The sequence below is a fragment of the Micromonospora sp. NPDC049275 genome, assembly GCF_043197115.1.
GTDB lineage: Bacteria > Actinomycetota > Actinomycetes > Mycobacteriales > Micromonosporaceae > Micromonospora.
Genome location: NZ_JBICSN010000002.1, coordinates 590,895 through 614,526, shown reverse-complemented (window position 1 = coordinate 614,526; position 23,632 = coordinate 590,895). Strand labels below are relative to the sequence as shown.

Annotated in this window: 23 protein-coding genes and 1 tRNA gene; 8 read left to right on the top strand and 16 right to left on the bottom strand. The window is 72.7% G+C overall.

What is annotated here, in order from left to right; genetic code table 11:
- Positions 1-40 precede the first annotated feature (40 nt).
- On the top strand, positions 41-253 hold the full coding sequence (locus tag ACGFIE_RS08230; protein WP_007460364.1) for a hypothetical protein: 213 nt from the start codon (positions 41-43) through the stop codon (positions 251-253).
- Positions 250-726 (top strand): hypothetical protein, encoded by a 477-nt coding sequence (locus tag ACGFIE_RS08225; protein WP_393292351.1) that lies wholly within the window; start codon positions 250-252, stop codon positions 724-726. The genes ACGFIE_RS08230 and ACGFIE_RS08225 overlap by 4 nt, the downstream gene beginning before the upstream one ends.
- Here the strand turns inward: ACGFIE_RS08225 and ACGFIE_RS08220 are convergent.
- Positions 723-929 (bottom strand): hypothetical protein, encoded by a 207-nt coding sequence (locus ACGFIE_RS08220; protein WP_393292349.1) that lies wholly within the window; start codon positions 927-929, stop codon positions 723-725. The two genes, ACGFIE_RS08225 and ACGFIE_RS08220, sit on opposite strands and share 4 nt — an antisense overlap.
- Before the next feature lie 133 nt (positions 930-1,062).
- Between ACGFIE_RS08220 and ACGFIE_RS08215 the strand changes: the two genes are divergently transcribed.
- Complete coding sequence (locus ACGFIE_RS08215) at positions 1,063-1,713, top strand: hypothetical protein (protein ID WP_363685795.1); 651 nt, start codon at positions 1,063-1,065, stop codon at positions 1,711-1,713.
- 5 nt (positions 1,714-1,718) lie between these two features.
- On the opposite strand, the gene ACGFIE_RS08210 is transcribed toward ACGFIE_RS08215, so the two are convergent.
- The 11 genes from ACGFIE_RS08210 to ACGFIE_RS08160 form a co-directional block, all read right to left on the bottom strand.
- Positions 1,719-1,904 carry a hypothetical protein gene (locus ACGFIE_RS08210; protein ID WP_363686189.1) on the bottom strand — a complete coding sequence of 62 codons (186 nt, stop codon included), beginning with the start codon at positions 1,902-1,904 and terminating at the stop codon, positions 1,719-1,721.
- Positions 1,905-1,977: 73 nt separating this feature from the next.
- On the bottom strand, positions 1,978-3,255 hold the full coding sequence (locus ACGFIE_RS08205; RefSeq protein ID WP_393292346.1) for a hemolysin family protein: 1,278 nt from the start codon (positions 3,253-3,255) through the stop codon (positions 1,978-1,980).
- An 80-nt stretch (positions 3,256-3,335) separates the two neighbouring features.
- Entirely contained in the window at positions 3,336-3,533 is a 198-nt protein-coding gene (locus ACGFIE_RS08200) for a hypothetical protein (protein WP_030327722.1), read from the bottom strand.
- 58 nt (positions 3,534-3,591) lie between these two features.
- Positions 3,592-4,335, bottom strand: a complete 744-nt coding sequence (locus ACGFIE_RS08195) for a hypothetical protein (protein WP_393292344.1) — start codon at positions 4,333-4,335, stop codon at positions 3,592-3,594.
- A gap of 78 nt (positions 4,336-4,413) precedes the next feature.
- Positions 4,414-6,168, bottom strand: a complete 1,755-nt coding sequence (gene selB, locus ACGFIE_RS08190; RefSeq protein WP_393292342.1) for a selenocysteine-specific translation elongation factor — start codon at positions 6,166-6,168, stop codon at positions 4,414-4,416.
- On the bottom strand, positions 6,169-7,473 hold the full coding sequence (selA, locus tag ACGFIE_RS08185; protein ID WP_393292340.1) for an L-seryl-tRNA(Sec) selenium transferase: 1,305 nt from the start codon (positions 7,471-7,473) through the stop codon (positions 6,169-6,171).
- A gap of 20 nt (positions 7,474-7,493) precedes the next feature.
- Positions 7,494-7,589: transfer RNA gene (locus tag ACGFIE_RS08180), tRNA-Sec, on the bottom strand.
- Positions 7,590-7,623: 34 nt separating this feature from the next.
- A complete protein-coding gene (gene nrfD, locus ACGFIE_RS08175; RefSeq protein WP_393292338.1) occupies positions 7,624-8,799 on the bottom strand; it encodes an NrfD/PsrC family molybdoenzyme membrane anchor subunit in 1,176 nt (391 codons plus the stop codon).
- Positions 8,796-9,992 (bottom strand): 4Fe-4S dicluster domain-containing protein, encoded by a 1,197-nt coding sequence (locus ACGFIE_RS08170; RefSeq protein ID WP_393292336.1) that lies wholly within the window; start codon positions 9,990-9,992, stop codon positions 8,796-8,798. The genes nrfD and ACGFIE_RS08170 overlap by 4 nt, the downstream gene beginning before the upstream one ends.
- Positions 9,982-13,254: a formate dehydrogenase gene (fdh, locus tag ACGFIE_RS08165; RefSeq protein ID WP_393292334.1), complete on the bottom strand. Its 3,273-nt coding sequence runs from the start codon at positions 13,252-13,254 to the stop codon at positions 9,982-9,984. Before fdh ends, ACGFIE_RS08170 begins: the two co-directional genes overlap by 11 nt.
- A 155-nt stretch (positions 13,255-13,409) precedes the next feature.
- Positions 13,410-14,408, bottom strand: a complete 999-nt coding sequence (locus ACGFIE_RS08160; RefSeq protein ID WP_393292332.1) for an RNA polymerase subunit sigma-70 — start codon at positions 14,406-14,408, stop codon at positions 13,410-13,412.
- A gap of 132 nt (positions 14,409-14,540) precedes the next feature.
- Here ACGFIE_RS08160 and ACGFIE_RS08155 point away from each other — a divergent pair, with 132 nt between their 5' ends.
- Positions 14,541-14,882 (top strand): hypothetical protein, encoded by a 342-nt coding sequence (locus ACGFIE_RS08155; protein ID WP_393292329.1) that lies wholly within the window; start codon positions 14,541-14,543, stop codon positions 14,880-14,882.
- Complete coding sequence (locus ACGFIE_RS08150) at positions 14,879-15,538, top strand: nucleotidyl transferase AbiEii/AbiGii toxin family protein (RefSeq protein ID WP_393292326.1); 660 nt, start codon at positions 14,879-14,881, stop codon at positions 15,536-15,538. Before ACGFIE_RS08155 ends, ACGFIE_RS08150 begins: the two co-directional genes overlap by 4 nt.
- Before the next feature lie 63 nt (positions 15,539-15,601).
- Here ACGFIE_RS08150 and ACGFIE_RS08145 read toward each other — a convergent pair whose 3' ends face one another.
- Entirely contained in the window at positions 15,602-16,504 is a 903-nt protein-coding gene (locus ACGFIE_RS08145) for an SDR family oxidoreductase (RefSeq protein WP_393292324.1), read from the bottom strand.
- A gap of 167 nt (positions 16,505-16,671) precedes the next feature.
- Here ACGFIE_RS08145 and ACGFIE_RS08140 point away from each other — a divergent pair, with 167 nt between their 5' ends.
- Positions 16,672-18,462: a bifunctional metallophosphatase/5'-nucleotidase gene (locus ACGFIE_RS08140; RefSeq protein ID WP_393292322.1), complete on the top strand. Its 1,791-nt coding sequence runs from the start codon at positions 16,672-16,674 to the stop codon at positions 18,460-18,462.
- Between the two features lie 54 nt (positions 18,463-18,516).
- Here ACGFIE_RS08140 and ACGFIE_RS08135 read toward each other — a convergent pair whose 3' ends face one another.
- Positions 18,517-18,690 (bottom strand): hypothetical protein, encoded by a 174-nt coding sequence (locus ACGFIE_RS08135; RefSeq protein WP_266242653.1) that lies wholly within the window; start codon positions 18,688-18,690, stop codon positions 18,517-18,519.
- A 271-nt stretch (positions 18,691-18,961) separates the two neighbouring features.
- Positions 18,962-20,116, bottom strand: a complete 1,155-nt coding sequence (locus tag ACGFIE_RS08130) for a geranylgeranyl reductase family protein (RefSeq protein WP_393292319.1) — start codon at positions 20,114-20,116, stop codon at positions 18,962-18,964.
- A 145-nt stretch (positions 20,117-20,261) separates the two neighbouring features.
- On the opposite strand from ACGFIE_RS08130, the gene ACGFIE_RS08125 reads away from it, so the two are divergent.
- A complete protein-coding gene (locus ACGFIE_RS08125) occupies positions 20,262-20,498 on the top strand; it encodes a hypothetical protein (RefSeq protein WP_358143331.1) in 237 nt (78 codons plus the stop codon).
- A gap of 85 nt (positions 20,499-20,583) precedes the next feature.
- Positions 20,584-22,017, top strand: coding sequence for an MFS transporter (locus ACGFIE_RS08120; RefSeq protein WP_393292317.1), 1,434 nt, complete (start codon positions 20,584-20,586; stop codon positions 22,015-22,017).
- Positions 22,018-22,473: 456 nt separating this feature from the next.
- On the opposite strand, the gene ACGFIE_RS08115 is transcribed toward ACGFIE_RS08120, so the two are convergent.
- Positions 22,474-23,037 (bottom strand): hypothetical protein, encoded by a 564-nt coding sequence (locus ACGFIE_RS08115; RefSeq protein ID WP_393292315.1) that lies wholly within the window; start codon positions 23,035-23,037, stop codon positions 22,474-22,476.
- Positions 23,038-23,632: the final 595 nt, after the last annotated feature.

Genomic DNA, 23,632 nt, shown 5'->3' with positions numbered 1-23,632 from the left:
GACGGCCGCGGTACGCCAACGGCGACGAAGGAGGCAGCAGATGCCAGGACCACGGCCGGGCAGCAACGCGTACGACAAGCAGCGCGCGCGGATGCGCAACGCGATCGACGATTCCGGACGTCGGGTACCCGACGGCAAGGCCAACCAGGTCGCGAACCGGATCCTGCAGGAGGATCGCGGCCAACGGGGCGTCGTCCGCGGCGAGCGCACCTACGGCCCCAAGAGTGAACGCGAACCGGGCGACCCGAAGTGAGGGGGGTCGACCTGGCCGACGGCGCCATCGCGGGCGCCGTCGGCAGCACCGCGCTCAACGTGGTCGGCTTCCTGGACATCGCCCTGCGGGCACGACCGGCGAGCAGCACGCCGGAGCAGACCGTCGACAGGCTTGCCGGCATCGCGCACGTGGACCTGGGGTCGGGGCCCCGGGCGGCGAACCGCCGCTCGGGGCTCGGCGCCCTGGTCGGCTACGGGCTGGGCATCGCCGCCGGCGTGGCGTTCGCGGCCTACGCCGGAGGTCGGCGTCAGCCCCTGCCGCTGGCGACCGGCCTGCTCGGCGCGGGCGTGATGGCGATGACCGACGGGTCCATCACCGTGCTGGGGATCAGCGACCCGCGCACCTGGCGGCGCTCCGACTGGATCTCCGACATCATCCCGCACCTGGCGTACGGGCTGACGGCCGCCGCCACCTGGAACAGGTTGCGGCGGCCGTCCGATCGCGGTCGTTAGGAGCGGGTGTCGCTGTCGTCCTCGGCGACCGGCTCACCCGCCGGGCCGTACGGCGACACCTGCCCCCTGGGCACCGGCCGGCCGGCGTCGCCAGGCGACGTGCCACTGTTGCGTGGGTGCCCGGTCGGCTGGGGCCCCTTGCTGTCCTGACTCGTCGCTCCCTTGGCGTTACGCCGGAACTCCTCCTGCTGCGGGTTGACCACGAGCGTCTCCCTCCCGGTACGGCAGGCGGCATCGACCGCCTCCAGCGGCGGCATACCCGCCCGAACCGGCGGCATTCCGGTCCCGCCCCGCCTCGGAAGGGCTAGCCGGGCCCGGGGTGGGTACCCGTGCGGTGTGGGTGACGATCGAGCGGTGGTGCGGGTCCTGCTGGACCGGCGCCGCCACACGTACGCGGAGGAGGCCGGCATCCGGCTGTCCGACCGCCCCGGTCCGCTGTACCAGCTGCTGGTGCTGGCCACCCTGCTGAGCACCCGGATCCGGGCGTGCGTGGCGATCGACGCCGCGCGGGAACTGTTCGCGGCCGGCTACCGCACACCGCAGGCGATGGAGGCGGCGAGCTGGCAGCAGCGGGTCGACGCCCTGGGCCGCGGTCACTACCGCCGCTACGACGAGCGCACCGCCACCATGCTCGGCACCGGCGCCCGCCTCTGTCTGGACCGCTGGCACGGCGACCTCCGGCGGCTGCACCGCGACGCCCAGGGCGACCCGGCCGGGCTTCGTCGACGACTCACCGAATTCCCCGGCATCGGGCCCACCGGCGCGGACATCTACCTGCGCGAGGCACAGACGGTGTGGTCCGACCTCCGCCCGTACGCCGACCGTCGCGCCCTCGCCGGCGCGAAGCGGCTGGGCCTGCCGGGCTCACCGGACCGGCTGGCCGGGTTGGTCGACGAACCGGACTTCGGTCGGCTCGCCTCGGCGCTGGTGCGGGTGGCGCTCGGCGAGGAGTCCGCGGGCGAGGTCACCCGCGTCGCCGCCGGGTGAGGCGCTCACTTGACGGTCTTGTCACCGGGTCGGGTCAGGTGCCACACGCCGAGGGCGGCGAGCAGCGCCAGGATGATCACCCCGCCGGAGATGCCACGGCCCTCCTCGGGGCTGCGGCCGGCGCTGCCGAAGTAGATCACCGCGAGGCCGGCGAGCACGGTGACGAACGTACGCAACCCTCGGTCCTTCACGTACCGCACGGTAGGCAGCGGGCAACCACGGCGGGTCTTTTCCGGCGTCCTGTCCCCCGTCCGGGCGACACGATCAGTGGTCCGGAACGAACCCGCGCAGCCGCACCCGCCGCACGGCCCGGTCGGCGACCTCCACCACCTCCATCGTCAGGCCGGGCAACCGCACCGTCTCGCCCGGCTCACCCGGCAGGTGACCCAACCGTGCCAACACCAGCCCCGCCACCGTCGTGTACTCCCGCGACAGCGGGAAGCTCAGTCGCACCCCCAGATCGGGCAGGTCGTGCAGGGGGAAGTCACCGGGCACCAGCAGCGACCCGTCCGGTTCCCGGGTCACGCCGCGCACGTCGCGGTCGGTCTCGTCGTACAGCTCGCCGACGACCTCCGCCAGCAGGTCCTCCAGCGTGACGATGCCGTCGATGCCGCCGTGCTCGTCGACGACGAGGGCCAGTTGCTGGTGTTCCTGGCGCAGCCGGCGCAGCGCGTCGGCCACCGGCAGGGTGACCGGCAGCAGCAACGGCGACCGGACCCGCTCCCCCACCGTCCCGGCACCGGCCCGCACCAGGTCGCGGATGTGCACCACGCCGAGCACCTCGTCCAAGCCGCCGGGCCCGGTCACCGGGGCACGGGACCGGCCGGCGCCGGCCAGCCGGCGTACCCCCTCGTCGGCGGGCAGGTCGGTCGGCAATGTGGTCACCTCACGGCGGGCCACCAGGATCTCCCGCAGCGTCCGACCGGCGATGTCGAACGCGCCGGTCAGGATCTCCCGCTGCTGCGCCGACAGGCCCCGCTGACTGACAAGCATCTCCCGCAGCTCCTCCTCGGTCATCTCCTCCCGGCTGGCCCGGGGGTCCCCGCCGGCCAGCCGGACCACCCTGTCGGTCGCCCAACTGAGCAGCCACACCGCCGGGCGCGACACCCGGGCCAGCACGTCCAGCGGCCCGGCGCTGAGCAGCGCCCACCGCTCGGCGCGCTGCATGGCCAGCCGCTTGGGCGCCAGCTCGCCCAGCACCAGCGTGACGAAGGTCAGCGCCACGGTCACCAGCAGCACCGCGGCCGGGCGGGCCGCCGCGCCGAGGAAGCCCAACGGGCCGACCAGCGGCTGCGCCAGCGACACCGCCGCCGCCGCCGAGGCGAGGAACCCGGCCAGGGTGATGCCGAGCTGGATGGTGCCCAGGTAGCGGTTCGGGTCCCGGGAGAGCCGGACCAGCCGCTCACCGGCGCGGGTGCGCCGACCCAACCGCCGCAGCTGCCCCTCCCGCAACGTCACCAGCGCCATCTCGCTGCCGGAGAGCGCGGCGTTGACAAGCACCAGGACGGCCACCAGCGCCACCTGCCCCAGCTGACCGCCCACCACGCACCCCCGTTGACCACCTCAGGTCACCTAACCGCAGCACGCCCGGCTCCGGGTCCGGTTTCCGGCCGTCCGGAACCTCAGTCGACCTCCAGGTCGTCCAGCGAGATGGCGTGGGTCATCAACCAGCGGGCCAGCGCCGACATGCCGAACAGCCAGAGCGGCACCGACTCGGTGGGACCGTTTGTCGCGTAGATGGCGAACCGCAGATCCGGCGCCCGGTACGCCTCGATCCGCCACCGGTGCTGCCGGTCCCGCCAGACCGCCGAAGGGTCCATGGCGTCACCGTAGGTGACCGCCGACGGTCGGGGGGCCGGTTAGCCCGGCACCGGGGGATCAGCCCGGCACCACCGCCACGCCGAGCAGCGCACGCGCTGCGGACACCAGCGCGGCGATGCCGAGCCCGGCGAGCAGCAACCAACCGACACCGCGCCACCCCGAGCCGCGATCGGGCGGCGGCCGCGAGGGTGGTCTCCACATCTCGCGGTACGACCAGGCCAGCACACCCACCCCCAACGGGAGGAGCCCGATCCAGAACCAGTACCAGCGGGTGCCGACCAACGGTGGGGCGCCCCCGACCAGTCGGACCAGCCACAGCAGGGTCACCGTGCCGGCGAGCAGCCCGGCCGCGTCGGCGATCCGGTGCGCGGCGGCGCCGCTGGTCTGCCACGGGTCGGCCACCGCGGCGAGTCGCGCGTCCGACCCCTCGGGCTGCTCCGTCGATTCCGGCCCTCCGGGGTCCACCTGCGCCTCGGGTGACTCGACGAAGGCGTACCGGATCCGGCCGCTCGGCACGCTCCAGGCGAGCATCCCGCCCCGCGTGTCGTACCGCGGCTGCGGCCGGCTGCCCCAGTACGCGTCGTCGTCGACCCAGCCCGACGCCCGCTGGAAGGTCACCACCCGGCCGGCCGCCAGATCCCGGTCAAGCTGCGCCTCCGTCGCCTCACGCGGCGCCACCCACCAGGCCAGCGAGGCCCACAGCACCCACAGCAGCGGCAACGCCCACCGCAACGCGACCGGGACGAGGCCCCGCCACCGGCCACCGGACGGCCGCGACGGGGCCGGAGACAGCTCGACCATCCCCCCACCATGGCAGCCGGACGCACTCCCGTCAGCCCCCGAGAGCGTCGAACACGACAGGGCCGCACGTCGCGGGGCTCAGGTGACGACGATCCGGGCGTCGTCGGGCAGGCGGCGGGTGACGCCACGCCGGTCCAGCAACTCCAGCAGCGGCACCGCCACCCGGCGGGTGGTGTCCAAGGCCTGCCGGGCCGCCGACAGGGTGAACGGCTGCGGCAGCCCGGCCAGCACGGTCACCGCCGCGTCGAGCGCCTCGGACGGCAGCACCACGCTGTCGGCCAGCCGCAGCAGCGCGCCGGCGCGTACCGCCGCACCGATCTCCCGGGGACCCAGGCCCAGGTCGGCGAGGCGGTCCGCCTCGGGGGCGCGAAAGGGCCGGTCGGCGTACTCGGCGCGCAGCCGCTGCACGGCCCGTGCCACCGGCGCCGGCAGGGTGTCGACGGCGGCCGTCCCGATCCGCCCACCGTGGACCCGCAGCGGCGGGCGGATCAGCGCCTCGACAAGCGCCCGGTCGGGCAGGGCGAGGCGTTGGCGCAGCGCGTCCACAGGCATGCCCGGCTCCAACGGGTGTTCCCGGGCGTAGCGGCCGACCTCCTCGGTGAGCTGCACGCCGAGCCGCTGCCAGTGCGCCGGGTCGGCCAGCCAGTCACCGGCCACCGGCGTGGCCTGCACCGGCACACCCATCCGGCGCAGCGCGCCGACCCGGACCAGTCGACGGCGGCGCAGCTCACCAGCCAGGTCGGGACTACCGTCGAGGCCGGCCAGGACCGCCGCGCGGGCGGCGGCCGCACCTCGACGTGACAACGGCGGCGGCGCCACGTCGAGGACCCGCACGCCACCGGCCACGTGGTGTCGGCCGGGATCACGCAGCAGCGCCCGGTCGCCGACCAGCAGCGGCAACGGGCGGGCCAGCCGCAACCGGACGGTGTCCGCGCCGAGCGGTCGCACGCGGACCGGCACCGCCGCCGACCCCACGTGCAGGGTGAGGGTGGCGGGCAGGTCGGCGGCCGCGTCGCCGGTGAGCCGTACGTCGATGACGTCGGTGCGGTGGAAGCGGCCCGGGGTGAGCAGCGCGTCGCCGCGGCCGAGCCGGTCCCGGGGCGTACCGCGCAGGTTGACCGCGACCCGGGCCACGGCCGCCACCTCGGGACGGGCCTCGCCCATACTGTGCAGGCCACGAACCCGCACCGTCTCCTCGGCCCCGGCCAGCTCCAACACGTCGCCGACGCGCACCCGGCCGGCGCCCAGGGTGCCGGTGACGACGGTGCCGCTGCCCCGCACGGTGAAACTGCGGTCCACCCAGAGACGCACCGGGGCGTCCACGGTGGGGGCGGGCAGCCGGGCGGCGAGCCGGTCCAGCGCGGCCCGCAGCTCCGGCAGGCCGGCGCCGGTCAGTCCACTGACCGCCACCGTCTCCACCGCGCCGAGGCTGCTCGCCGCGATCTCGGCGCGGGCGCGCTCCGCCGCCGGCGCCGGATCGGCCAGGTCCGCGCGGGTCACCACCAGCAGTCCGTGCCCGACGCCGAGCGCGTCGAGCGCGGCGAGATGCTCGGCGGACTGCGGCATCCACCCCTCGTCCGCGGCGACCACGAGCAACGCGGCCGGCACCGGGCCGACCCCCGCGAGCATGTTCGGCACGAACCGTTCGTGCCCGGGCACGTCGACGAAGGCGATGGTGGCGCCGGACGGCAGCGTCGTCCAGGCGAAACCCAGGTCGATGGTCATGCCCCGGCGGCGTTCCTCGGCCCACCGGTCGGGTTCCATCCCGGTCAACGCCCGGACCAGTGTCGACTTGCCGTGGTCGACGTGCCCGGCGGTGGCGACGACGAACATTCAGTCGTCCCCGGGAACGCGCAGCACGGCCGTCAGGACCGCCTCGTCGGCGTCGACGGGAACACAGCGCAGGTCGAGCAGGAGCCGACCCCGCACCACCCGGCCGAGCACCGGCTGGTCCCCGGTGCGCAGCGGCACCGCGTACCGCTCGGGCAGGCTCAGCGCCCACGAGTCCAGCTCGACGCCGGGGCCGCCGCCGCCGCCGACCACGGCGACCGCCGGGACGACCTCCGCCTTGCGGCCGTGCGCGCCGAGCCGGTCGCGCAGCAGCTCCACCCGCCGGCGCAGGGCGGCCGGGTCGGCGTGCAGCGCGGCCCGCGTCGGGGTGTCCGGGCGGTGCAGGGTGGCGGCCAGCGCGGCCAGGGTCAGCTTGTCCACGCGCAGCGCCCGGGCCAGCGGGTGGCGGCGCAGCCGTTCGACGAGCGTGGCGTCGCCGAGCAGCAGACCGGCCTGCGGGCCGCCGAGCAGCTTGTCGCCGCTCGCGGTGACCAGGGCCGCGCCGGCGCGCAGGGTGCCGGCGGCGTCCGGCTCGTCGGGCAGCAGCGGGTCCGGCGCGAGCAGCCCGGAGCCGATGTCGGCGACCACCGGCACGTCGAGCGTGGCCAGTTGGCGGACCGGTGTGGCCGAGGTGAAGCCGGTGATCTGGAAGTTCGACGGGTGCACCTTGAGCACGAACCCGGTCTGCGGGCCGAGGGCCGCGGCGTAGTCGTCGAGCGTGGTGCGGTTGGTGGTGCCCACCTCGCGCAGGCGGGCGCCGGTGCTCTCCAGCAGGTCCGGCAGGCGGAAACCGTCGCCGATCTCGACCAGTTCGCCGCGGCTGACCACGATCTCCCGGCCGGCGGCGAGCGCGGTGGCGGCCAGCACCAGCGCGGCGGCGCCGTTGTTGACCACGTGCACGGCGGCGGCGGCCGGTACGGCGGCGGCCAGCGCGTCGAGCGCGTCCCGGCCGCGACGCGCCCGCCGGCCCGTGCGCAGGTCCAGCTCGACGTCGGTGTGCCCGGTGGCCGCCACGACCGCGGCCACGGCGGTGGGTGACAGCGGCGCCCGGCCCAGATTGGTGTGCAGCACGACGCCCGTGGCGTTGAGGACCGTGCGTGGACCCGGGGCGGGCAGTCCGGCGAGTGCCGCGTCGCGGACCTCGTCGGGCTCGATCTCACCGCGGCGGGCCCGCTCCTGCGCCTGGACGACGGTGGCCTTGACCCGGTCCCGGCCGAGGGTCGCGACGGCCGCGGCCAGCCGCGGGTCGGCGAGCAGCGTGTCGGTGCGGGGCACCCGACGTCGCGGGTCCACGCTGCCGTCGCCCATCACGTCACTCCTGCCGCCGTTGGCGGAGACGGACGGGAATCGAACCCGCCTGGCCCGGGTCCCGGACCACACCGGTTTTGAAGACCGGGAGGGGCACCAGCCGCCTGAACGCCTCCGTCGCACATTCGATCACAACGCCGGAGCCGCCGCTCAGTCAGCCGCCGGATCCACCCCGGTCCGCCGCGCGTTCACCCGCTCGCGTTGCGGCACCACCGTGTAGCGCGGATCCCGCGCCGACGCGACGCCGCCGTAGAAGATGCCGAACCGGGTGGCCACCGACGCGCCCAGCAACGCCGCCCCCGACAACGCGCCCGCCGCCCGACTGCGCCGCCCGAGCAGCGCCCCTGCCACACCGGCGACGGTCAGCAGCCGACCGGCGCGCAGCAGCCGACCGGGTCGCCCCGACCGGTAGGGCGCGCTGAGCAAACCCAGGCGCGTCTCCACGCGGTGCGCGCCGAACAGTTCCAGGGCCGCCCCGGCCACCGCCATCCGGCGGGCCGGCCCGGCCTGCGCCGGCGGCGCGGCGAGCAGCCCCACCGCGGCGCCGCTGGCCAGCGCGCTGCCCGCGAAGATGACAGGCAACTCGGGGTACGCCTCATGCCACGACGGCACCGCCGTGTCGGCGAGCAGCACCCCGGTGTACGTGGCCAGTGCCGGCGCGGTGGCGGCGGCGACGAGCCCGGCGGCGTGCCCGGCCGGCGGCAGTGCCCGGCCGACCCACCCGAGCAGACCGCGTCGGGGCAGCCAGCCGGCGGCCTCGGCGACCGCCGCCACCCCTGCGGCCGGCCCGAACGCGGTGAGGATCCAGGTGCCCACCGACATGGGCGAGGTCGGCTTGGCCACCCGCAGCATGTGGTGGAACCGCTCCGGGCGGCCCAGGTCCCGGATCAGGAAGACGGCGCTGGCGCTGACGGCGCCCAGCGCGGTGACCCGGCCGGCGCGGCGCAGCACCGACCGGCCGGTGAGCTGCCCTCCCGCACCGAGCAGGGACGAGCCGGCGGCCAGCCCACCGGTGAACAGGTACGCGGCGATGTCCCACTTCCAGACCGGCGCCTTGAGGACGGGCCGGCCGTAGTACGAGGTGAACTCGGCCTCCGGCACCCGTAGCTCCTCGCCGCCACCGCCCCGGCGACCGCCCCGACGACGAGGCGGACGGCTGTCCGGTCCGACGGTCCCGGCCTGGCGGTCGTTGCCGTTGCCGTTGTGCGGTGCCAGGCCGGTCGCGGCATCGTGGCCGCTCGGCGTCGGCAGCAGTGGACCGTGTGCGGCCAACCGGTCGCGGAACCGGCGGAACCGGTCGCCCACCTCGGGACGGCGTGGGCTCACGAGGATCCTCCGACGACGAACGCGGCGACGGTCGCCGCCGTCATGGCCAGCGCGGCGAGGCCGGCGCGTTTCCACATCGCCGGCAGATCCCGGGTCGTCACCACCGGATCCGGCGGCAACCCGTACACCTCCGGCTCGTCCAACAGCAGGAAGAACGCACCATCACCACCGACGCCGTCGTTCGGGTCGTGCCCGTACAGACGCGCCTCCGGCACACCCCGCTCCTGCAACGTCGCCACCCGCGCCGCCGCCCGCTCCCGCAACTCGTCCAGAGGCCCGTACTGAATCGACTCCGTCGGACACGCCTGCGCACACGCCGGCGTCATCCCCGCACCCAACCGGTCGTAACACAACGTGCACTTCCACGCCCGACCATCATCCTTACGCTGATCGATGACCCCGTACGGGCACGCCGAGATGCAGTAGCCGCAGCCGTTGCAGATGTCCTCCTGCACCACCACCGTCCCGAACTCCGTCCGGAACAACGACCCCGTCGGGCACACATCCAGGCAGGCCGCATGCGTGCAGTGCTTGCACACATCCGACATCATCAACCACCGAAAATCCGACCTCTGCTCCACACCCGTACCCCGCCCCGGCGGCTGCCCACCCGGCATCCCCAGGAACTGCGGGCCCGCGCCGCCGGTGGTCCCGGCCGCAGCGGTGGGGCCGTGGCCCGTGACGGGGTGTGCGCCGGTGTGGTGCGCGCCTACCGGGTCGCCGAGCACGTCGAGCCGGCCGTCGTGGCCGCTGACCGGCGGGGTGCCGTCGGGCCGGGTGCCGTTGGTCATGCGCGCGGCGGCCGACGGTGACCCGGGGGGCAGGCCCGGGTCGGTGCCGGTCGGGCCGGTGGTGCCGGCGGCGACCGCCGCCGACGCCGCGCTGACCGCCGCGCCGGTGGGTGTGCCCGCGAACGCCGCGCCGCCGTGCCCCGCCGAACGCGGCTGCTCGACGAACGCGACGTGCCGCCACGAGTTCGCCGTCAACGCCCCCGTGTTGTCGTACGACATGCCCAGCAGATCCAGACCACTTCCCGGAACGCCGTTCCACTCCTTGCAGGCCACCTCACACGCCTTGCACCCGATACACACGCTCGTGTCGGTGAAGAACCCCATCCGCGGCGGCGCGTCCCCATAGCCGGCGTCCGACGCCGGATCGAGCGGCCCGTAGAGGCTGTTCGGGTCAGGAACCATCGCGCCCCTCCACGTCCTGGTCGGTGGTGACGGCCGGCGCGTGTCCGCCCGGTGTGATCCCGGCACGCCGCTGGTAGTCGGCGACCAGGTCGAGCAACGCCTTCCCGGTGGGCCGGCGGCCCGACCGGACGTCACAGGTACCGATCTTGCTCTCCTGGATGAGGACGTTGGGGTCGAGGGTGATGCCGAACAGGTCGTTGGCCGAGTCACCGGTCACCAGACCCTCGAAACCGAAGTGGTACGGCAACCAGACCTGGTGGATGATCCGACCGTCCACCCGCAGCGGAGTGAGCCGGTCGGTCACCAGCACCTTCGCCTCGATGACCGCGCGCCCGCTGATCAGGTGCGCCCACCCCAGATGCGCCAACCCGACCTCGGCGGCCAACTCCGGCGACACCTCGACGAACATCTCCGGCTGCAGCTCGGCCAACGGGCGCACCGTACGGCTCATCCCACCGGCGGTGTGGTGCTCGGTGAGCCGGCTGACCGTGAACACGTACGGAAAGACCTGGCTGTGCTCCTGCGGAGGGCTCGGGTTGACCGAGTTCACCGGGTGCGCGTACGACTTGCGGGTCGGGTTGGCCTGCTGCCGGTAGAGCGGGTTGCGCACCGGCGACTCCACCGGCTCGTAGTGCGTCGGCAGCGGCCCGTCCAGCACCCCACTGGGCGCGTACAGCCAGCCCTTGCCGTCGCCCTGCATGACGAACGGATCGTCACCGGCGATGCCCTCCGGCCCGGACGCGCCATCCGGCGGCCGGTACGACGGCGGTTTGGTCTTCTCGAAGTCCGGCACGTCGTAGCCGGTCCACTCGGCCCTCTCCGCGTCCCACCACACGTAGCGTTTGCGCTCGCTCCACGGGTTGCCGTCCGGGTCGGCCGAGGCACGGTTGTAGAGGATGCGGCGGTTCGCCGGCCACGCCCAGCCCCACTCGGCTGCCACCCAGTCCTGCTCGTGGCGGGACTTGCGCCGGGCGGCCTGGTTGACGCCGTCGGCGTACACACCTGTGTAGATCCAGCAACCGATCGCGGTGGAGCCGTCCGCACGGGCCTCGGCGAAACTGGACAGTGGACGCCCGGTCGTCACGTCGTACCCGTTGATTTCGCGAAGAACCGACTCGGCGCTCGGCTCCGCGTGCGGGCCGTGCGTGGGGTAGTCCCAGGTGAGGTCGAGCAGCGCCCGGTCGCGCCGCAGCGGCGAGGCGGCCAGCTTCTCGCGCAGCCTGCGCCCGAGGTGGTAGAAGAACCACAGCTCGGAGCGGGCGTCGCCCGGCGGCTCGACGGCCTTCTCCCGCCACTGCAGCAGCCGCTGCGTCTGGGTGAACGTGCCCTCCTTCTCCACGTGGGAGGCGGCGGGCAGGAAGAACACCTCGGTCCGGCATTCCTCGGGCACGATCTCGCCGGTGGCCACCTCGGGACCGTTCTGCCAGAAGGTCGCGCTCTCGATCATGAACAGGTCCCGGACGACGAGCCAGTCCAGGTTGGCCATCCCGAGGCGCTGCGCGCGGCCGTGCGCCGAGCCCACCGCGGGGTTCTGCCCGAGCAGGAAGTACCCCTTGATCTTTCCGTCGATCATGTTGAGCACCTGCTGGTAGGTGCCGTGGTCGCCGGTCATCCGCGGCAGGTAGCCGTAGCAGTAGTCGTTCTCCGGTGTCGCCGCGTCACCCCAGTACGCCTTCAACAGACTGGCCGCGAACGACCGCGCGTTGCCCCAGAACCCCTTCTGCCCCGGATGCCGAATGCTGTCCACCCATTCGTCGAAGCTCGGGTGCTCGGCGTGGTGTGGCATCGGCAGGTAGCCGGGCAGCAGGTTGAACAACGTCGGAATATCCGTCGAGCCCTGGATGCTGGCATGCCCGCGCAACGCCATGACCCCGCCACCCGGCCTACCCATGTTGCCCAGCAACAACTGGATGATCGCCCCGGTACGGATGTACTGCACACCGACACTGTGCTGCGTCCAGCCCACCGAATAGACGAGCATTCCGGTGCGTTCCCGGCCGGAGTTCGCCGTCCAGGCCCTCGCCAACTCCAGGAATTTGTCCTGCGGGATCCCACAGACCCGCTCGACCATCTCCGGGGTGTAGCGGGAGAAGTGCCGCCTGAGGATCTGGTAGACGCAACGCGGATGCTGCAACGTCTCGTCGCGCCGGGTCTGCCCACCCACCTGCGCGCCGTGCGACTCGTGCGCCAGCCCCGCGGCGCTGTCCCGCTCCTGAGCGGTGTGCCCACTGCCCGACGAGCCCCCGTGCCCCTCGTACTGCCAGCTGTCCTGCACGTAGGTGCCGGTCTCCGGATCGAAACCGGAGAAGAAGCCATCGCCGTCCTCGGTATCAACGAACTCTTCGCTGACGATCGTCGCGGCGTTCGTGTACGACAGCACGTACTCCCGGAAGTCCAACTCGTTGTCCAGGATGTAACGCACCACCCCACCGAGCAGCGCGATGTCCGTGCCCGCCCGGATCGGCAGGTACGAGTCAGCCACCGCGCTGGTCCGGGTGAACCGCGGGTCGACGTGGAACACCTTCGCGCCGCGCCGCTTGGCCTCCATCACCCACTGGAAGCCCACCGGATGCGCCTCCGCCATGTTCGAACCCTGGATGACGATGACGTCAGCGTTGGCGATGTCCTGCTGGAAATCCGTCGCACCGCCACGACCGAAGCTGGCCCCCAGACCGGGGACGGTGGCGGAGTGTCAAATACGGGCCTGGTTCTCGATCTGGAGCGCCCCCATCGCGGTGAACAACTTCTTGATGAGGTAGTTCTCCTCGTTGTCCAGCGTCGCCCCACCCAGACTGGAGAAACCCAACGTCCGGTTGAGCGGCCGACCCTGCTCGTCGGCGTCCTCCCAGGTCTGCTCGCGGGCGGCGAGCATCCGGTCGGCGATCATGTCGAGCGCGGTGTCGAGCTCCAGGTCCTCCCACTGCGTCGAGTACGGCCGCCGGTAGCGGACAGTCGTCTGCCGCAGCGGACTGGTCACCAGGCTCTTGCTCGCCGCGCCCTTCGGACACAACCGACCCCGCGAGATCGGACTGTCCGGGTCACCCTCGATCTGCGTGACCTGCCCGTCGGCGACGTACACCCGCTGGCCACACCCCACGGCGCAGTACGGGCAGACGGACCGGGCCACGCTCTCGGCGGCCTCGGTGCGAGCGGTCAGACCGGCCGAGCGCGCCGACTTGGCGGCCGCGCCCCGGCCCAACGGGTCCGTGCCGGTGAGCTGCCGATACACCGGCCAACCCTCGATGAACGTCCGCAGACCCATCCCCGACACCCCCTCCCACGCGAGCGACCCCACGAACATAGGTCAGGCGAGGAGTCTTCGCGAATCGAGGGGGCGCCGGGTCGCGAATGGTCAGTCGGCGCCGGTGCCGGCGAGCCCGCGCAGTCGGCCGACGCGGCCGGCCCGGCCCACGACGGTCACTGTGCACCGTCCGCCGGCAGGCGCTGCGGCAGCCCGAGCAGCGGGAACTGGTCGTCGTGGAAGATGACCATCTCGGCGACCGCCCCGCCGGTGATCCGCAGGACGTCGATGGTCAGCGGCAGGTACGCGCCCTCGGACTCCCGCCACAGGTAGAAGGCGACGGCGGGCTGCCGGTTCACCGCCGTCGGTACGGCGCGCAGACGCCCCAGGTCCGCGAAGCCGTCCTCGACCCAGTCGCGCACCACCGCGTCGCGGCCGACGTGGACGCCGGGAGTGGGCGGCATCGAGCAGCGCACATCGTCGCGCAGCATCGCGGCCAGCCCGTCGATGTCCTTGGCCACGCTCGCGTCGGTGAAACGGCGCACCAGCTCGCGCGTCTGCGCGTCCCCGTCACCGCCGGTCCAGTCCTGCCGCTCGGCGGGCAGATGCTCACGCATGCCGGCGCGGGCCCGTTGCAGCGCGCTGTTCACCGAGTTCACGGAGTCCCCGAGCAGCTCCGCGACGTCCCTCGCGGGCCAGCCCAGCACGTCCCGCAGGATCAGCACGGCCCGTGGGCGCGGCGCGAGGTGCTGAACCGCCACCAGGTACGCCAGCTCGATCGTCTCCCGCGCCACCGCGCGGCTCTCCGGCTCGTCCGCGTCGCCCGCCGGCAGCTCGTCGAGCAGCCGGTCCGGGTACGGCTGCAACCACCGCACCTCACCACCCGTCGCGGGCTCCGGGCGGCACCTGGCGAGCAGGTCCAGGCAGGCGTTCGTGGCGATCCGATACAGCCAGGCCCGCAACGACGACCGCCCCGCGAAGGTCTCCCGCCGCCGCCACGCCCGCAGCAACGTCTCCTGCACGGCGTCCTCGGCGTCCTCGAACGAGCCGAGCATCCGATAACAGTGCACGTGCAGCTCCCGCCGGTGCCGAGCCGTCAGCCCCGCGAACGCCGACTCGTCGACCCCACCCAGACCACCCACGTCCACAGGCTCCCGCGTGTGCGTACTCGTCACGTCCCGCTCCCGTCTCGTCGTGTGCCGTCGTAGGTATGACGGCCGCGGGCGCGAGAACTCATCACCGCCCGCCGCGCGGGCCCAGGAACGTAGCTGAGCGACACCGGGACCGGCGGGGGTTACCCTGACAGCATGCAGGCCGTCTCGCCCACCGCGACCGGCGTGGCCTTCCTGGCCCGCCCGGGTCGTCCGGCCGTCGTGGCGCGCACCCTCACCGAGCTGACCGGCCCCACCCGCGGCGTCGTGGAGCTGCCGGTGCGGTTGATGTGGAACGCCGAGCGCACCTTCGACCTCGGCGACCCCGACCAGCTGCTCTGGATGTACGAGAACGTGCTGCGCGAGACCGCCAGCGCCGACGACCTCCGCAAGCTGATCAACGGGCGGACACTGCGCCGGGTATGGCGGTTGCTCAACCTGCCCCGGGGCGTCCGCCTCGCCTGGGAGAGCCGGCACCGCGGCCTGCGCGCGGCGTGATCGCACCACACCTGCACGAGTTCTACCGGGAGGTGGCCCGGGTGGCGCTGACCGCTGCCGGTCCCCACCGGTTCGTGCTCGGCGGTGGGGTGGCCTGGGCCGCGCACGGCCTGGTCGCCCGGCCCACCGAGGACGTGGACCTCTTCGCCGACGTCGAGGGCGCTGCCGCGGCGGCCACCGCCGGAGTGCGCGTCGCGCTCGAGCGGGCCGGGTTCACCGTCACCGACGCCGACCCCGACAGCGAGCTCGCCGACCTGTTCGACGGCTACGGCCAGGACATGAAGGACTTCGTGGTGAGCCGCGACGGGCGACAGATCCGGCTCAGCCTGGCCCGCCTCGACCGGCAGCAGAGCCCGGTGGTCATGGACCTCGGCCCGGTGATGGACGTACGCGACCTGGTCGCCAACAAGATCGCTGCGTTGGTCAACCGGCGGGAGGTCCGAGACTTCATCGACGTGGCCGCGGCGCTGGAACACTACGACGTGACGCAGCTGCTGGTGCTCGCCCGGCAGGTCGACCCCGCGCTGGATCCGGCCGACGTACGGGCCGCCGGGCGCTACCTGGACCGGCTGTCCGACACGCGTTTCAGCCGCTACGGCCTGGGTGCCGACGACGTCGCGCGGGTGCGGCACCGCTTCGCCACCTGGCCCCGCTGACCCCACCGCCCGCGAACCCGTACCGCCGGGTGGTCACCCACGGGCGACCACCCGGCGGTGCGATCACTTGGTCGGTCGACCGCCGGTGACCCCAAGGATCTCGCCGGTGACGTAGCTGGACTCCTGGGAGGCGAAGAAGACGTACGCCGGGGCCAGCTCGGCCGGCTGACCGGGCCGACCCTCCGGGGTGTCGGTGCCGAACTGCTCCACCTTCTCCTTCGGCATCGTGGAGGGGATCAGCGGCGTCCAGACCGGGCCGGGGGCCACCGCGTTGACCCGGATCCCCTGCTCCGCGAGATCGGCCGCGAGGGCCTTGGTGAAGTTGGCGATCCCCGCCTTGGTGGTGGCGTAGTCCAACAACTGCGGCGACGGGTCGAACGCCTGGATCGAGGCCGTGTTGATGATCGCCGACCCCTCCGCCAGGTGCGGGATGGCCGCCTTGCAGAGCCAGAACATGGCGTACAGGTTGGTCTTGAGCACCCGGTCGAACTGCTCGGTGCTGATCCCGAGGATGCCCTTGTCCTGCGACATCTGGTACGCCGCGTTGTTCACCAGGATGTCGAGGCCGCCCAGGTCACGTACCGCCCGGTCGACCAACTCCTGGCAGTGCGCCTCGTCGGTGATGTCGCCGCGGACCGCGATCCCCCGCCGCCCGGCGTCCTCGACGAGCCGCACGGTCTCCCGGGCGTCGGCGTCCTCCTCCTCGCTCAGGTAGGAGACGAGCACGTCGGCGCCCTCCCGGGCGAACGCGATCGCGACGGCCCGGCCGATCCCCGAGTCACCGCCGGTGATCAGCGCCCGCTTGCCGTCGAGTTTCCCGCTGCCCCGGTACGACTCCTCACCGTGGTCCGGCTTCGGCGTCATCTCCCCCGTCGAACCGGGTGGCGCCTGCTGCTGACCGGGCGAACCGGACTGCTGGCCGTACTGGCTGGTCGGATCCTGCTGGGTGTGCTGGTCCTCACTCACCGACATCTCCTCGCACCGCGCGGGTTCGCTCCCGCGACAACCGTTCCCCACCGCCCTACCCGGCGCCAGGCTGCGAAAACCGGGGCTGGCGTGGCGGGAGTGGCTCCTGCTCGTTATGGTGCGCGAGGCGCTCACGAGGCGCGTCCACCCCCATGGAAAGGCACGTCATGACCTCTGGATCCGGTCCGTCGCGTCGCCAGGTGCTCGTCGCCGCCGCCGCGGCGGCGACCGCCCCGCTGATCGCCGACGCCCCCGCGCAGGCGGCGGGCCCGGCCCGGTCGCGCACCTGGGACCTCACGCTGCTCGGCACGTCGGACACCCACGGCAACGTCTACAACTGGGACTACTACCGCGACGCCGAGTACGACGACAGCAAGCACAACGACATCGGCGTCGCGAAGCTGGCGACCCTGATCAACCAGATCCGCCGGGAGCGGCGCGGCAAGGCCACGCTGGTGCTCGACGCCGGCGACACCATCCAGGGCACCCCCCTCGCCACGTACTACGCCAAGCAGGAGCCGATCACCGCCACCGGCGAGAAGCACCCCATGGCCCGGGCCATGAACGTCATCGACTACGACGCCGTGACACTTGGCAACCACGAGTTCAACTACGGCCTGCCGCTGCTGGACCTGTGGATCCGTCAGCTCGGCTTCCCGGCCCTCGCCGCGAACGCGATCAACGCGAAGACCGGCAAGCCCGCCTTCCTGCCGTACGTCATCAAGAAGGTCTCCCTCGGCTTCGCGGCGCCGACCCTGCGGGTCGGCATCCTCGGCCTGACCAACCCCGGCGTGGCCATCTGGGACAGGGGCAACGTCGAGGGCAAGCTGCGCTTCGACGACATGGTGGCGACCGCCGCCAAGTGGGTGCCGATCATGCGGGCCCGCGGCGCGGACCTCGTGCTGATCTCCGCGCACGGCGGCGACAGCGGCACCTCCAGCTACGGCCCGGAACTGCCGAACGAGAACCCCGTGGCGCTCATCGCCGAGCAGGTGCCGGGGATCGACGCGATCCTCTTCGGGCACGCCCACAACGAGGTGGTCGAGCGGTTCGTCACCAACGCGCGGACCGGGGAGCAGGTGCTGCTCTCCGAGCCGTCGAAGTGGGGCCAGCGGCTGACCCGGATGGACTTCACCCTCACCCGCACGCGTGGCCGGTGGACCATCACCAAGAAGGCCGCCACCATGCTGAACACCAACACGGTGGTCGAGGACCCGAAGGTGCTCGCCGCCGTGCGCGCGCAGCACCAGAAGACCATCGCGTACGTGAACCAGGTGGTGGCCCAGGCCACGGTGGAAATGTCCGCCGTGGAGTCCCGCTACAAGGACACCCCCATCCTGGACTTCATCAACCACGTCCAGGCCGAGACCGTCACGAAGGCGCTGGCCGGCACGCAGTACGCCGGACTGCCGGTGCTCTCGCAGGCCTCGCCGTTCAGCCGCACCGCGGTCTTCCCCTCCGGTGACGTCAAGATCCGCGACGTGGCCGGGCTCTACGTGTACGACAACACCCTCGAAGCCGTCGTGCTCAGCGGCGCCGAGGTACGCGCGTACCTGGAGTACTCGGCGAAGTACTTCCGGACCCTCGCCCCGGGCGCCCCCGTGGACACCGAGCAGATCAACGACTCGACGGTGCCGGACTACAACTACGACGTCATCGCCGGCCTGGACTACGACATCGACATCGCGAAGCCGGTCGGCCAGCGGATCACCCGACTGGTGCTGCCCGGCACCGACACCCCCGTCGACGACGACGCGCAGTTCGTGGTGGCGGTGAACAACTACCGGCGCAGCGGCGGCGGCAACTTCCCCGGCATCGTGAAGACCCAGGTCTACAACGAGCAGCAGGAGATCCGCCAGCTGCTCATCGACTGGGCGCAGGCCAAGGGGACGATCAACCCGGCCGACTTCTTCCAGCCCAACTGGCGGCTCGTACGCGAGGGCGTGCCGGTCTTCTGACCGCGACAGTCGGCGGGCCGTGGGTGGCGACACCCCGGCCCGCCTTCTCGTCTCTCAGCCCTGCACGTTCCAGCGAACCGGGTCCTCGGCCTTCTCCGGCCGGTCCCGCCCGGGATCGGTCTCGGTCAGCGCGACGCGCTCGTCCGGGCGAACGGCGGGCGGCAACTCCCCGAACCGGATGTGGCGCAGAAACGCGTACTCGTCCTCGGTGAACTGTTGCTCGGCCATCGGCACCTCCTCCTACCCCGCCATTGTCCGCCGGCTGGCGCTCCCCAGCACCGGTCTGTCGGCTGACAGCGCCCTCGACCTTCAGGTGCGGTGGCCGGCACACCGCGTAGAGCATCCTAGGATCCTGGGTGTATGGCCAGAAGCGGCATGCGCCGTCGGCATGGGCGGACGAGTCCAGACCAGCAGGCGGGCCGGATCGGGCGCAAGCCACACGGGCCCGGCGAGCGAGCGGGCGCGGGCGAGGCGGCCGGGCGAGCGGACCGCCGCCTGCTCAGGGGTGAACGCTGGTAGCCGGTCGACGAGGGGCGGGCAGGCGGTCCAGCACCGCGAGCGCCGCCCGGACCGGTCGTCGTCGCAGCATGTCGTCGAAGCTCGCCCGGCCCTGACAGAAACGGACGAACATCCGCCAACCCGGCGGGGTCGCCAACAGCGCGTGGAACACCTCCGGGCGGCGGGTGAACAGGTCCAGCAGCCGGTACCCCGCTCGCATCTCCGGCGTCAGGTGCACGCCGACCGCCCGCTCGTACCCGGCCAGATCACCGTCGGCGACCGCCGCGCCGGCCATCTCCCCGGAGCGCAGCGCGAAGCTGATGCCCTCGCGGCTCCACGGCTCCAACAACCCGGCGGCATCCCCCACCACCAGCACGCGGCCGTTCCGCAGCGGCGAGTCCTCCTCGCGGCAACGGGTCAGGTGACCCGAGTCGTGCTCCGCCGGCAGCCCGGTCAGGCCCAACCGGTCGACGAACTGCCGCAGGTAGGCGCGCGTCCCCTCCCCCGCGCCGCGACCCGCGATCACCCCCACCGTCAGCCGGTCGCCCTTCGGAAACACCCAGGCGTACGAGCCCGGCATCGCCCCCCAGTCCAGCAGCAGTCGCCCGCGCCAACGCTCCTGCTCGGCGGGCGGCACCGGCACCTCCAACTCCAGCCCCAGATCCACCTGCCGGTAACGCACACCCACGTGCCGGGCGGTCACACCCGAGGAGCCGTCCGCGCCGATCACCGTGCGGGCCGCGATCGTCGTACCGTCGGCCAGTCGCAGGCGTACCCCCTCGGGGTCCTGCTCGATCGCGCGGACCGCCACCTGCTCCCGCATCTGCGCGCCGGCGGCGACCGCCGCCGCGCGCAGCCGGTCGTCGAACTCCTCGCGGCGCACCATGGTCACCACCGGACTGCCGTTACGGCGGGTGAACTCCCGCCGGCCGTCGCGGGTGAAGGTCACCCGGTCCACCCGGTCGTGCGCGGGCACCTCGATGCGGCCACGCACGGCCGCCAGCGACGTGCCGATGAGGCCACCACCGCACGTCTTGTACCGCGGGTGCGCGGCCCGCTCGACAACCAGCGTACGAACGCCGGCGCGGGCCGCGGCATGTGCCGCGGAGAGCCCCGCGGGGCCGGCGCCGACGACGACGAGATCCCAGACGATCACGGTTGCAGCCTAGGGCACCCCCCGCCGCGCGGCCCGAGCACGCCGCGCCACCAACCGCCCGATCGAGTGGGCATCTTCGGTCAGACAGGGGGTAACCGACGCGGCGCGACCGTCCGCGCGAAGCGGACGAGCAAAGGAGGAGATCATGCAGCAGGTGCAGCTGTCGGAGATCGAGCAGCGGGTGTACCAGGCGGTCACCGCCCTCGAAGCACGTGGTCAAGTGCCCTATCCGGACCTGATCGCCGAAGAATCCGGCCTGACCGACGAGCAGGTGCACACGCCACTGCACCAACTCACCGAGAAGGGCCTGCTGCACCGCGAGGACTCGCCGATGGCCGGCCTCGACTTCGGCCCCCGGTTCTGCGCCCGCCAGATGGCGTGACCCACGGCACCACCCACGACGGTTCGCCCCCCGTTGACCGGGGTAGCGGTCAGGGATGCATGATCGACGGTCAACGGGGGGAACGATGAGCGCGGCGAACGAGCCGCAGCAGGTCGACGCGGCCGAGAACCGCCGGCGCTGGCAGGCCGTCGGAGTCGGGCTGGTCGCCGCGTTCATGACGCTGCTCGACGTGAGCATCGTCAACGTCGCGGTGCCGTCCATCGACCGCGCGCTGCACGCCTCCCCGAGCGACCTGCAGTGGGTCCTCTCCGGGTACGCGCTCACCTTCGGGCTGGTGCTCGTACCCGCCGGCCGCTTCGGTGACTTCCGCGGCCGGCGCAACGCGTTCGTCTTCGGCATCGCGCTGTTCACCCTGACCAGCGCGCTCGCCGGCCTGGCCACCTCCCCCACCTGGCTGGTCGCCGCCCGACTGCTCCAGGGCGCCGCCGCCGGCATCATCAACCCGCAGGTGATCGGGTTGATCCAACAGCTGTTCCGGGGGCCGGAACGAGCCCGCCCGTTCGGGTTGCTCGGCGCGACCATCGGCATCTCCACCGCCGTCGGGCCGCTGCTCGGCGGGCTGCTCATCGCCCTCGGCGGCGAGGAGCACGGCTGGCGGTGGGTCTTCTTCGTCAACGTGCCGGTCGGAATCGTCGCGGTGATCCTCGGGTGGCGGCTGCTGCCCGGCCGACCCGAAGGGCAACCAGGTCGCCGTCGCCTCGACCCGGTCGGTGTGCTGCTGCTCGGCGTCGGCGTGGTGCTGGTCCTGCTGCCACTCGTACAGGAACAACAATGGCGTACGCCGTGGAAGTGGGCGCTCATCCCGGCCGGCCTGGCGGTGCTTGTCGCCTTCGGGCTGTGGGAACGGTGGTACGCGCGGCACCAGGAACCGCTGTTCGACCTGCGCCTGTTCACCTTCCAGTCGTACACACTCGGATCGCTCATCGCGCTTATCTACTTCGGTGGATTCACCGCCATCTTCTTCATCTTCACCCTGTTCCTGCAGAACGGCCTCGGCTACAGCGCGCTCGTCGCCGGCCTCGCCATCACCCCGTTCGCCCTCGGATCCGCCGCTGCCTCCGCGCTGGGTGGACGCATCGTCAACCGCTTCGGCCGTCCCCTGGTCGCCATCGGCCTGCTCGGCGTGGTGATCGGTCTGGCCGCGACAGTGCTCGCACTACGCCTCGCGCCGGACGCCCCCGCGCCCTGGGTCACCGCCGCGCCACTGCTCATCGCCGGCATCGGCAGCGGGCTGGTCATCGCCCCCAACCAGACGCTCACCCTCGCCCAGGTGCCGGTCCCCCAGGCGGGCAGCGGGGCCGGCATGCTCCAGACCGGTCAGCGGATCGGCGCGGCGGCCGGCATCGCCGCGGTCGGCTCGATGTTCTTCTCCTCGCTCGCCGACAGTCACGGCAACTGGACGTCGGCCTTCGAGAAGTCGCTCCTGCTCGCGACGGGGATCATCGCGCTCGCGCTGGTCGCCGCCCTGATCGACATCCTCCGCGGTCACCACGACTGAAAATCAAATCCCAGGGTGTACGCGCGCCGCCGTGCCGACGTACCGCCAGGGCCGACGCGCCGTCACGACCGCCGGCACCCTCGGCGCGGCATCCGGGCCGCCCACCGACCAGCCGGCACGCAACGGCCCGACACCCGCGCCGCCACTGACCGGCCGGCACCCATTGCCCCGGCGGGCACGCGGGCATGCGGGCATCCGGGCATCCGGGCATCCGGGCATCCGGGCATCCGGGCATGCGGGCATGCGGGCATGAGATCTTGGACAGTTTCCGTTCGGGCCGAACGGAAACTGTCCAAGATCTGAAGCCAGACAACCTTCGAGAGTCGGACCCGGGCGGTACCAGGCCCGAACGAAACCAGGCCCGGGCGAAGCCGGGCCGGGGTGGGCGGGGCTGGGTATGCCGCTGGCCGGCACCCGGGTTCGGGTGCCGGCCAGTCGGTCGGGTCGTGCGGTGGGTCAGCTGTTCCAGTGCTGGGCGACGAGGTCGGTGGCCTGCTGCTCCCACTGGGCGTACGCGTCCGGGTACGCGGAGACCTGCACGGTCTGCGCGGCCTCGGTCAGCGGCATGTCCTGCCAGCCGTCAACCTGACGCAGGCCCTTGAGGAACGCGGTCGTCGAGTACTCCGGGTTGGTGATCTGCTCCGGCGTACCCCAACCGGAGGACGGGCGCTGCTGGAACAGGCCCAGTGAGTCGTGGTCGTTGGCGTCGCCGAGGTGACCCAGGTTGTCGAGCTTCGACTCCTGCAGGCTGGTGGCGATGGAGATGACCGCGGCGCGTTCGGGCAGGCCGGCCTTCTTCGTGGCGGCGATGATCGCCTTGGCGTTGCCGGTCTGCTCGTCGTTCAGGGTGATGTGCGACTGGTCGCCCTGCGGCTTCGGCGCCGTGGTCTGCACGACGGCGACGGGCTTGGCGTCCATCGTCGGCGTGGCGGCGTGGGCGGCGATCGGGCCGGCGAAGACACCACCGGCGAACGCGAGACCAGCAACGGACAGCATGCTCTTACGGAAGATCGTGTTCATGGGGGTAGCTCCTTCGGGGGTAGGAACACCCACGCGACCGATGGGGGCCGGTCCAGCGCGGGTGTGAGCACCTCGTCCGGCGCTGCACAGTTCACGGGGGAAAAAGTCTGGGGGCGGCGCCTGCGAGCGGAGGGCTCGCGGCGCACGAGGCGGCCTGCGAGCCGGGGGGCTCGTGGCGCCGGGACCGTGTGTAACGACCGTCGAGCCGGGGTGATTCCCGGGGCCGGCGGGCCGGTTCGCTGGCGGGTCGCCCGGGTGAACGGGTGTGCCGCAGCAGACGGCCGCGCGGGCCGATCAGCCCCGCCGGGGCTACCGGATCTAGCCGGTGCGCTCGGCGGGCCTGCGGTCGTTCGGGGATCCGCAACGACCCGACCGGGCCTGCCATTCCCACCCCCCATGATGGGGCGGGTGGCCGTGGTCCTGCGATCGTCAGGGTGTGTAACGACCCCCGGCCCGCCACGATTCCAGCCCACGGATGCACCCGATCACACCCCAACAACCCCCAGAACCGGACATTCAGCCCCAACCGCGCGTGACCCGACCGGCACCCCGGTCGCCAAAGGGATGATCGACTCCAGGTCGGCGATATCGCGCC

Bases quoted from the DNA above. Each gene is read 5' to 3' on its own strand.
- ACGFIE_RS08170 (WP_393292336.1), bottom strand. From the start codon at position 9,992: ATGGTTCCTGACCCGAACAGCCTCTACGGGCCGCTCGATCCGGCGTCG.
- ACGFIE_RS08115 (WP_393292315.1), bottom strand. From the start codon at position 23,037: ATGAACACGATCTTCCGTAAGAGCATGCTGTCCGTTGCTGGTCTCGCG.
- ACGFIE_RS08120 (WP_393292317.1), top strand. From the start codon at position 20,584: ATGAGCGCGGCGAACGAGCCGCAGCAGGTCGACGCGGCCGAGAACCGC.
- ACGFIE_RS08135 (WP_266242653.1), bottom strand. From the start codon at position 18,690: ATGGCCGAGCAACAGTTCACCGAGGACGAGTACGCGTTTCTGCGCCAC.
- ACGFIE_RS08140 (WP_393292322.1), top strand. From the start codon at position 16,672: ATGACCTCTGGATCCGGTCCGTCGCGTCGCCAGGTGCTCGTCGCCGCC.
- ACGFIE_RS08230 (WP_007460364.1), top strand. From the start codon at position 41: ATGCCAGGACCACGGCCGGGCAGCAACGCGTACGACAAGCAGCGCGCG.
- ACGFIE_RS08155 (WP_393292329.1), top strand. From the start codon at position 14,541: ATGCAGGCCGTCTCGCCCACCGCGACCGGCGTGGCCTTCCTGGCCCGC.
- selB (WP_393292342.1), bottom strand. From the start codon at position 6,168: ATGTTCGTCGTCGCCACCGCCGGGCACGTCGACCACGGCAAGTCGACA.
- ACGFIE_RS08125 (WP_358143331.1), top strand. From the start codon at position 20,262: ATGCAGCAGGTGCAGCTGTCGGAGATCGAGCAGCGGGTGTACCAGGCG.
- selA (WP_393292340.1), bottom strand. From the start codon at position 7,473: ATGGGCGACGGCAGCGTGGACCCGCGACGTCGGGTGCCCCGCACCGAC.
- ACGFIE_RS08200 (WP_030327722.1), bottom strand. From the start codon at position 3,533: ATGGACCCTTCGGCGGTCTGGCGGGACCGGCAGCACCGGTGGCGGATC.
- ACGFIE_RS08195 (WP_393292344.1), bottom strand. From the start codon at position 4,335: ATGGTCGAGCTGTCTCCGGCCCCGTCGCGGCCGTCCGGTGGCCGGTGG.